The sequence below is a fragment of the Enterococcus sp. genome (assembly GCF_022711995.1).
GTDB lineage: Bacteria > Bacillota > Bacilli > Lactobacillales > Enterococcaceae > Enterococcus_D.
This window is the reverse complement of the sequence record NZ_JALAHI010000020.1, coordinates 1-9,310: the sequence shown is the minus strand read 5'-3', so window position 1 is coordinate 9,310 and position 9,310 is coordinate 1. Positions and strand designations below refer to the sequence as shown.

Here is a 9,310-nt window from a genome sequence, read left to right as displayed (position 1 = left end):
GCACCAGCCATAGGGCCTACTTTTGGTGGGTTAGTAGTGACAAGTATCGGTTGGAGATATATTTTTATCCTTTTACTGCCGGTATTAGTGCTATCGCTGATTTTAGGAATTTTCACGATCGGACAAAAAACAACGATCAAGCGAACCAAAATCGACTTGATTGGCGTACTTTTAATTGCTGCTTTTTTCATAGGAATGATTCTGTCCTTTAGTAATCTCGGAAACGCTTCCTTCTGGACAGTCAAAGTAGGTGGTGCCTTTGTCATTGGGTTGATAAGTTTAGTCCTATTGGTCCTCCATACGCGAAACGTTCAGCATCCGATACTGCAGCTAAGCTTGTTACGGAATCATGCTTACACAATCCACTTGATCTGCTTTTTTATCATGCAGCTGGTTTTGATGGGACTCGTTTTTATTCTGCCAAATTATATTCAACTGGTGAATCAGAGTTCCGCGCAAACTTCAGGGTTCGTTGTTTTTCCAGGAGCTACTTTAGGCGCATTATTCACCCCATTTGGCGGCCGCATCATGGATCGCTTTGGAGCCAAGAAGCCGATTATTGGTGGAAGTCTGGTTATTGCTCTTTCATTATGCACCTTCCTGCTACTCGCCGAAGACTTGAGTAATCTTTTGATTGGTATTCTCTATTTTATTTTCACGTTGGGGATTGGTTTCTCCTTCGGAAATCTCATGACCAATGGCCTCTCTCAGCTGAATAAAGCACAGCAAGCGGACGGGAATGCCCTGATTATGACGTTTCAGCAGTTTGCTGGAGCCTCTGGCACGTCGATCATTGCAGCGATCATTTCAAAAAGTCAATCAGATCAGGCATTAAGTGTTGCCCAGTCAACCATTGCCGGAGCAAGAGTAGGATTTATTGTATTATTGCTGCTTTTTGCTATTGAGCTGATCCTTTTAGGCGGCCTATTTTTTATGAAAAAAGAGACAAAGATTGATTTTGTCCAAGAAAAACAGGAAGGATAAAACAATGCGAGATAAAATAATCGGTGTCGATATTGGCGGCACCACTATCAAAATGGCACTTTTTAACAACGATCAACTAATCGATAAATGGGTTATCCCTACCTTGATCGACAACAATGGCGAATCCATCCCACAAGATCTCATTCAAAGTATTCGGACAAAAATGGCAGAGCGAGGATTTTCTCTTGCTGAATTACTCGGTATCGGAATTGGCGTACCGGGACCGGTGAATGATACGACAGTCAAAAGAGCAGTCAACCTTGGCTGGAAGAACCTGCCGCTAAAGAAAATCATTGAAGATGAACTGCAAACAGTGGTTACTGTCTTAAATGATGCTAATGCGGCAGCGTTAGGGGAATTATGGCAAGGCTCTGCTGAGCAGTACAAGAATATTGTCTTTGCGACTGTCGGTACGGGCGTTGGCGGCGGCATAATCGTTGATGGGAAAATTTTGAATGGGAAGAACGCTTCTGCCGGAGAGATCGGCCATATCCCATTGAAAACTTCTGAAGCGCGCATTTGCGGCTGCGGCAACACGAACTGTTTGGAATGCTATGGCTCTGCAACGGGTATGATTCAGACCATGAATCAGCTATCGGGATTTGAACGAGTAGAGAACACGAAAGAAATTTTTGCATTAGCTGAACTGGGGAATCCTGCAGCCAAACAAACGATTCAAGAAACGGTGGATTATCTTGCCCAAGCCTTCGCTGGCATACTGAATACACTAGATCCCGAAGAGTTAGTCATCGGTGGGGGTGTTTCCGAAGCAGGGCCAGCATTTTTGGCTCCTTTAGAACAGGCACTGGAACAATATTTATTCCCAGAGATCCGCAATCAGTTGGAAATTCGCAAAGCGTTATTAGGTAATGATGCCGGGATCTATGGGACTGCATATCACGTTTTGCAATGTACAGGGTGTGTTGCTGAATGATTCAGATGGTCGCGATTGATTTGGATGGAACCCTCTTAGATGCAAACGGGAATTTCTCAGAAGCTGTTCGCCAGACGATTCAAACCCTTCGGCAGAATAACATCCGCATCGTCCTTTGTACGGGTCGTCCCCTGTACGGATTAAATCGTCTCATAAAAAAATTAGGATTAGACAGTGACAATGAATACTTGATCAGTTTCAATGGTTCTCTCTTATCAGATAGTCGTGGAGAAAGAATCTTTTTTGAACAAACCGTATCAGCTGAGGATTACCAAGAATTAGCAGCACTTAGCCAACGCTTGAATGTCAATATCCACATTCAAAGCCGTGATGGCATTTATACCACCAACCAACTGATTGATCCTTATACTGCGTATGATAGTTACTTGAACGGTGGCAAGATCCATGTAGTGACCGCTGATTTCTTACACAAAATACCCCTATACAAAATAATGTTTGTTGGTGAAAAGGCTGTGATCGATGAAGTGATCCAGCAGATTCCCGAAAGTTTTGCCACTCGGTTTAATGAAATGAGAAGCTTAGACTTTTTTTATGAGTTTTTACCTTTAGAAGCTAGTAAAGGACAAACGCTGCATCGTTTAGCAAACTACTTGAACATTAAACCTGCTGAAATCTTGGCAATTGGTGACAATGAAAATGATCTTTCCATGTTGAAATTGGCTGGAATCAGTGTCGCTATGGGAAATGCTGATTCTGAAATAAAAAAGCAGGCAGATTATGTGACAAAAACAAATGAAGAAGATGGCGTCAATTATTCGCTGTTACAATTACTTAAATCTAGGAGGAATTTTCAAAAATGAATCAAGAACAATTAGAATCCGTCATGGGATTGATCATTTATAGTGGGAACGCAAAAAGTGATGCAATGGAAGCCATCAGTGCCGCCAAGAAAGGGGATTTTGCTGGAGCTGCTGTAAAGATCAAAACTGCCGAAAATGCGATCGTGGAAGCACACCATGCCCAAACTTCAATGCTGACTAATGAAGCCAAAGGCAATGCAGCCGAAATCACGCTGTTAACCGTTCATAGCCAAGACCATTTGATGACAGCAATCGCATTTTGTGATTTAGCGAAGGAAATCATTGATCTGCATAAAAAAATTGCCGCAAACACCCTCTCTGCATAGCAATTGATCCGTTTGATCACGCAAAATGGATAAAATGTTTGCTAGGGGGATTCACTTGATTAAAAGCGATCCGCTTAGTTGGCGATATTGAAAAGCCTCACTAACAGCAAGTGAAGAAACAATAAAAGAGAATAGTGAAGAGGTTGTACCACAACCTCTGTGCGGAAACCAGCTGTGACAAGCCTTTTGTTACAGCTTTTTTGGTGAATACAAGGACTGGGGCATGAAAAGGGCCACTGGAAGATTTACGATTGCTATTATTACTTTTAGAATGTTCTATTGTCCGTTACAAAGGAAGACACCCAAATGATAGCACCGCAAATTTTTTCGCAAAAACAGTAAGCGTTTACTATAAATGGTTTTTATGTCATACTTTTCATTAAACCGTGTACAAAAAATAGGCTGCAGTCTTCAAAGGTGAGCAACAGGTTTTATGAAAAATAATGAGTTGCACGCAGATAAAATTGTTTTGAATATATGATGACGGTACTTCTCAAAATGGACGCAATTAAAAAAAGCAATCACTGAGTGAAGCAAAGGAGAATTATGAACATTTCATTTAGAAAGGCAACAACAAAGGATAGTCCGCTGATCCAAAAATGGTGGCAAGACGGTTTGGTAATGGCTGCGGTAGGTTTTCCTGAAGGCTTACAGGTCACTATTGAAGAAATCAATCAGTCTCTTTATTATTACGAAGAAATTGCTGGTGAGTTCTTATTGATTGTCGAGGAAGAGAATGCCATTGGTGAGTTTGCTTACAAGCCTCTTGAAGGGGAAGTAGCAACGTTTGATATAAAAATCGGTGAGCGTTCAAAACAACGACAAGGGTATGGTGAAGCGGCTTTAAAAGCCGGTATCAAGAGAATTTCTTCCCATGATCGGTTCAAAAAGATTCAGATTACCGTTAATCATACGAATGAACCAGCATTGAAATTATATGAAAAAGTAGGATTTAAAAAAGTTGGTTTTATGAAAGACAATTGGAAAAATCAGATTGGCGAGTGGTGTTCGACGGTTGTGATGGAGTATGTATTTTAAGGAAGAACTATTGCAAACCATCTTTTTTACTGATTTTGTGCGTTCATAAAGCAATATTCGGAGGAGGTATGAAGAACAGTTCCTTTTTTGCAGGTGTTCACAACAACGAAACAAGCTTTTGCTGTAAAGAAGCCAAGCCATCTTTAGAGAGAAATTTAATGGAGTTGATGATATGCAATTAGTTAATCCGTGGGAAAACATCAAGATTGAAAAAGTAAATAACGGTGAGCTTTATTTTTTTGACAACCACATCCATCTCATTTATGTATTGATTGGTGATGCATCACTGAGTCACGAGGACCAATATTTTGTTCTTCAGAAAGATGATTTTTTGATTGTGCCTAAAGCACAGTCCTATTCCCTTAGCAGTAAGAATGCGGAGGTCTTTCACCTTACATTGACTTATGAAGTGACAATGAATAACAAAGATACGGATATTGAATACATTTTTCAAGGGAATTCCGTGGAGCATTCGCAGACGGCGGATTATGAGGTAGTTAAATTTATCAATAGTATCCTACAGCTCTATGTATTCAAAGAATACAATCAAAACGCCTTTGTTTATCAAAATTATTTTGGCTTGATCGGTATTTTAGAAAAAAACTATCGCAAAAAAATCGTTTTAGACCGTAAAAAGAGTGCCATCAAAAAAATTGAAGAGTTGAAATTTTATATCGACAATAACTTTAACAAGGAAATCAAACTTTCGGAGATCGCCAGCAGCTTATTTCTGTCGGAACAATACTTATCCCGGCTTTTTTCAAAAGAAATCGGTATTTCCATTAGTGATTACACCATCCAAAAAAGACTGGAAAAAGTGCGTAATGAATTACTACATACTGAAAAGTCGGTCATCGATATTGCCTATGAGGCCGGTTTTTCCAATATTAATTCTTTTAATCGGATTTTTAAAAAGAATCAAGGCATGACTCCGTCGGATTATCGAAAAGAAGTCAAACAAGGAATTGTCGTAACAACAGCACCTGAAACAATGACTGAACCCGACTTCAATGATTTGAAACGGTTGATTGAGAAAAAAGCGACGAGTGATGCGGGAGAGTTGAAGACGATTCAGATCGATATGGAGAATCGTCGAAATTATGAGATGCAGTTTTTGATCAACTTAGGCTATGCAGCTGATTTATTGCACTACAAATTCGCGCAGCAGATTTTGGCGAACAAACAGAAGATCAACTTTAGCTATGGACGAATCTGGGGATTATTGAGTCCTGAAATAATCGGAGACCATCAAGAAAAGTTAGATTTTAGTCAAGTAGATTTGATTCTTGATACGGTTATTCAAGCAGGGATGACGCCATTTCTGGAATTGGGCTTTAAAGGAAAAACGATTTACAGCGATTATCGGACGTTGATCGAAAATCATCCCTTCTCAAAAGTAGGTCTTTCTTTAGAGGCTTATCTCGCAGTCATAGAAAAATTTTTCTCTCATTGCCTCAGTCGTTACGGCTACGCAGCAGTGGCCTCTTGGAAAGTAGAAGTCTGGAAGCCGCAAAAAATCGTACTGCAAACGATCAATGCGCTGCATTTAAGTGAAGTGACGACTAACGGGCGCCCACTGAAGATTATTGAGGATAAACCGTATTTTTACTTTTTCAGTCAAATCAGCCAAAGGATCAAGAAAATCGTTCCGGAAATTGCAGTTGGCGGATGCGGCATCAGTGTAGAGATCAACAACAGTAGTGTCGGGGACTTTATTCGTGCTTGGCAAAATGAAAAAATTCATCCTGATTTTTTTAGTGTAGGTGTCTTTCCAATGGATGAGATCAAAAGTGATTTTACCGAAGAAAAACGGAAAAACCCCATCTCTCCAGACATTTACTTTATGTCCCGACATATCAAAACGATTCGGAAAAGTTTGGATCAGTCACAATTAGAGATTCCATTGTATATCACCGAGTTTAATGTGACCATCTTAAACCGAAATCTGATCAATGATACGGCATTCAAAGGAAATTATATCATCAAAAATGTGATCGAAGTTTTGCCTTACTGCCAAATGGTCGGCTACTGGCTCTATTCGGATGCCGCTACGGTGGCCAAAGATGTGAACGACCGCGAGATTTTTGGCGGTTCCGGACTTTTGACGCAAAACGGTATTCCAAAAAGCGGTTTTCATGCCTTTGTTTTTCTAACTCAAATGACAGGTCAGGTGATCCATTCCAGCGAAGATTTATTAGTGACTATGCCAGATCCTTATACGATCAATATTTTAGCCACCCATTATGCCCATTTGAACTCTTCCTACTATTACAATTCTCAAGGCTCTTTTCGGAAGGAAAACATTTATACGATTTTTAACAATAAACTCCCAAGAAGCGTCAAGTTGAGTATTCAGTTGCCGACTTGGTTAGCGGCGGCAAAAGTAAAAATCAAAACGAAAAATCTATTGCCAGAGCGCGGGGGACATTTGGAAGAAATCATCAAATTACGGACAGATCAATCTTTAGATGCAGAAGAAATCAACTATCTGATGATGAACTGTATTCCTGAAATGCATCTGGATTACCTTCAAGCAAACGATCGCTTGTCATTAAACTATGAGATAGAAACACATGAGATTTTATTCAAAAGCATTCAATTTATTAATTAAAGCGGATAAGTACCATACTTATCTCGCTTTTTTTTGTCTGCTAGTAAATGTTGTCAAGTAAAGACAAGAAAAATCAGCAAGCTTGTGAAGTGAAACAAGAAAAAAATTGATATGATTCATTTTGTAATCGCTTTCTAAAAACTATAGTTTGTTGTACGCGTACAAGGGGAATCATTACCCGGGAAAAATTCTCCAAGTGAAATCTTGATTTGTTAGTGGAGGGATACTAGTGAAACTTTTTTTAATACGGCATGGCGAAACGTATCTAAATAAATACGGCCGCATGCAAGGATGGGCCGATACACCCTTGACAGATAAAGGACGGCAAAGTGCCCGCCGGTGCGGCGAATACTTAGCGAGCCATGGAATCACCCATGTGCTTAGCAGTGACTTAGGAAGGACGATCGAAACCAGCAAAATCATCAACGAATGTTTGGCCACCACACAAGAAGTGGTATTGATGCCGGAATTTCGTGAAACTTTTTTTGGCTCCTATGAAGGAGAGTTGAATCGCAATGTTTGGCCGGAGATCGCGAAGAAGCAGGGCTTTGATTCCCTTCAAGATTTTTATACGCAACTGCCGATCAATGAAGTGATGGATGCGTTTCATACAAGTGATCCAACAAGTGATGCGGAGGATTATCAGACGTTTATCACACGTATCACTCAAGGTTTAAAAAAAATCAGCGAAATGTTTGTGGAAGAAGAGCAAGTGGTGCTAGTGACCCATGGAAACACGATTCGCAACATTGCGTATTTGATCGATCCAACGATTGACTGCGCAGAGGAGCTGATCAATTCAGGGGTCACAACCATCGAGATGGTTGGAGGACAGCAACGATTGGTGTCATATAACGTAGCAGCAGAATAAGATCATTCAGCAAAAACAAGGAGGAACAATCAGATGAAGTATCAAACATTAATTGATAATATCCTTAACTCTATTGGTGGAAAAGAAAACATTGTCAGTGCGACCCACTGTTTTACTCGCTTGAGATTGCAGTTTCAAGATGGTTCAAAAGTGAATGATGAGCAAGTGAGAAGTATTTCTGGTGTAACAGGAATCAACAAACGGGGCAGTGAATATCAGATCATCATTGGTACGGAAGTTGGCAATGTCTATGATGAATTCATTACAGTCACTGGTTTGCAGAGCCAACCAACCGTTGCGGTAGACGAAGGGGATCAAAAAGAAAGTCTTTTCGATAAAATCACAGGTGTAGTGATCGGAACGTTTATTCCATTGATTGGTTTGATTGCTGCCTGCGGTATTTTAAAAGGGGTCTTATCGATCCTGACCCAATTTAATGTTTTAGCAACAGATACCGGAACTTATACTGTCTTATATTCAGCATCCAATGTCATTTATTACTTCTTCCCGATTTTTGTAGGATTCACTGCGGGGAAAAAGTTTGGTGCAACACCGTATCTTTCTGCTTTGATTGGTGCCGTGTTAGTTTATCCGATGATGATCGATGCAGTAGGTTCAGGAACGGCGGCTACATTCATCGGGGTGCCATTAAGTTATATCGATTACTCAAGTACAGTATTACCGGCGATTTTTGCTGCTTGGTTAGTATCTGTTTTAGAAAAATTCTTCAAGCGGACGATTCCTCATGTATTGCAAATGGTGTTTGTACCGTTTTGCGTATTGATCATCGCCGTGCCAATCGTTGTTTTAGGGGTAGGACCATTGGTGACTGCATTATCTGATGGTTTATCTATTGCCTTGAATTGGGTCAATAATGTCAGTCCTGTGCTAACGGGGATTGTCTTTGGCGGACTATGGCAGCTAATCGTTTTGTTCGGCTTAGCTTGGGGCATCACACCGATTTTGATCAATTATTTTATCCAGTATGGGTATGATCCAATCTACGGAATGGTCGCTCCCGCTACGTTAGGTCAAGCAGGTGCCGTTTTTGCCGTTGCATTAAGAAGTCGCAACAAAGAGATCAAATCATTGGGGATTTCCACCGGGATCACAGGGATTCTTGGTGTGACTGAACCGGCCATGTATGGGATCAATATTCCAGCCAAAAGACCGTTCATCTTTGGGTGTATCGGAGGGGCTGTTGCAGGGGGAATCGCCGGATTGATGGGAGTAAAAATCTATGCTCCAGGACTTTCAGGGGTGTTCAATGTCTTTGCCTATTTTGGCTCGGATAATCTGCAAGTCAATGTCCTATGGGGGATCCTTAGTTTAGTAATCAGTTTTAGTGTCTCCTTCTTATTGACGTATTTCTTCTGTAACTGGGATGATCAAGCCTTTGAAGGAAAAATTGCTGGGAATAATAAATAATCAACCATTTTAGAAAACAGGTTTCAAGTAGATGATTTAAATAGTGGTAGACCGATGGGACTGTGCCATAAGTCTCCGACAAGTAAAAATATCCGAACAACTAGTATTGCTCCTGCGGTGCAGTAGCTCCTCGTCGCAAAAAGTCAGAGGAATCCACCGTAATAGCATATGATTCGGGTTCACTTGTTGGAAGATGACTTATGACACAGTCCCATTACGATTGGCGGAGGCGTTTAGTTTTGACTGGCAACGCCTTTTTTTCTTGGAGTCTTTCAGCGAAATTACCCTTTGAGTATG

General features: G+C 40.6%; 8 protein-coding genes. All 8 read left to right on the top strand.

Annotated features, from left to right (window positions below; genetic code table 11):
- A partial coding sequence (locus Q0A12_RS01865) for an MFS transporter (protein WP_291291023.1) occupies positions 1–984 on the top strand: 984 nt, incomplete at its 5' end.
- Between the two features lie 4 nt (positions 985–988).
- Positions 989–1,918, top strand: a complete 930-nt coding sequence (locus Q0A12_RS01860; protein WP_291291022.1) for an ROK family protein — start codon at positions 989–991, stop codon at positions 1,916–1,918.
- Positions 1,915–2,739, top strand: coding sequence for a Cof-type HAD-IIB family hydrolase (locus Q0A12_RS01855; protein WP_291291021.1), 825 nt, complete (start codon positions 1,915–1,917; stop codon positions 2,737–2,739). Before Q0A12_RS01860 ends, Q0A12_RS01855 begins: the two co-directional genes overlap by 4 nt.
- Positions 2,736–3,065, top strand: coding sequence for a PTS lactose/cellobiose transporter subunit IIA (locus Q0A12_RS01850; RefSeq protein WP_291291020.1), 330 nt, complete (start codon positions 2,736–2,738; stop codon positions 3,063–3,065). The genes Q0A12_RS01855 and Q0A12_RS01850 overlap by 4 nt, the downstream gene beginning before the upstream one ends.
- A gap of 546 nt (positions 3,066–3,611) precedes the next feature.
- Positions 3,612–4,103 (top strand): GNAT family protein, encoded by a 492-nt coding sequence (locus tag Q0A12_RS01845; protein ID WP_291291019.1) that lies wholly within the window; start codon positions 3,612–3,614, stop codon positions 4,101–4,103.
- A gap of 172 nt (positions 4,104–4,275) precedes the next feature.
- The gene (locus Q0A12_RS01840; RefSeq protein WP_291291018.1) at positions 4,276–6,714 is read left to right on the top strand and encodes a helix-turn-helix domain-containing protein; all 2,439 of its coding nucleotides are present in this window, start codon (positions 4,276–4,278) and stop codon (positions 6,712–6,714) included.
- Positions 6,715–6,943: 229 nt separating this feature from the next.
- Positions 6,944–7,585 carry a histidine phosphatase family protein gene (locus Q0A12_RS01835; protein ID WP_291291017.1) on the top strand — a complete coding sequence of 214 codons (642 nt, stop codon included), beginning with the start codon at positions 6,944–6,946 and terminating at the stop codon, positions 7,583–7,585.
- Between the two features lie 33 nt (positions 7,586–7,618).
- A complete protein-coding gene (locus Q0A12_RS01830; RefSeq protein WP_227760736.1) occupies positions 7,619–9,013 on the top strand; it encodes a PTS transporter subunit EIIC in 1,395 nt (464 codons plus the stop codon).
- Positions 9,014–9,310: the final 297 nt, after the last annotated feature.

What these genes read in the sequence shown, in the direction of transcription:
- Q0A12_RS01845 (WP_291291019.1), top strand. Translation starts at nt 3,612, where the DNA reads ATGAACATTTCATTTAGAAAGGCAACAACAAAGGATAGTCCGCTGATC.
- Q0A12_RS01830 (WP_227760736.1), top strand. Translation starts at nt 7,619, where the DNA reads ATGAAGTATCAAACATTAATTGATAATATCCTTAACTCTATTGGTGGA.
- Q0A12_RS01840 (WP_291291018.1), top strand. Translation starts at nt 4,276, where the DNA reads ATGCAATTAGTTAATCCGTGGGAAAACATCAAGATTGAAAAAGTAAAT.
- Q0A12_RS01855 (WP_291291021.1), top strand. Translation starts at nt 1,915, where the DNA reads ATGATTCAGATGGTCGCGATTGATTTGGATGGAACCCTCTTAGATGCA.
- Q0A12_RS01860 (WP_291291022.1), top strand. Translation starts at nt 989, where the DNA reads ATGCGAGATAAAATAATCGGTGTCGATATTGGCGGCACCACTATCAAA.
- Q0A12_RS01850 (WP_291291020.1), top strand. Translation starts at nt 2,736, where the DNA reads ATGAATCAAGAACAATTAGAATCCGTCATGGGATTGATCATTTATAGT.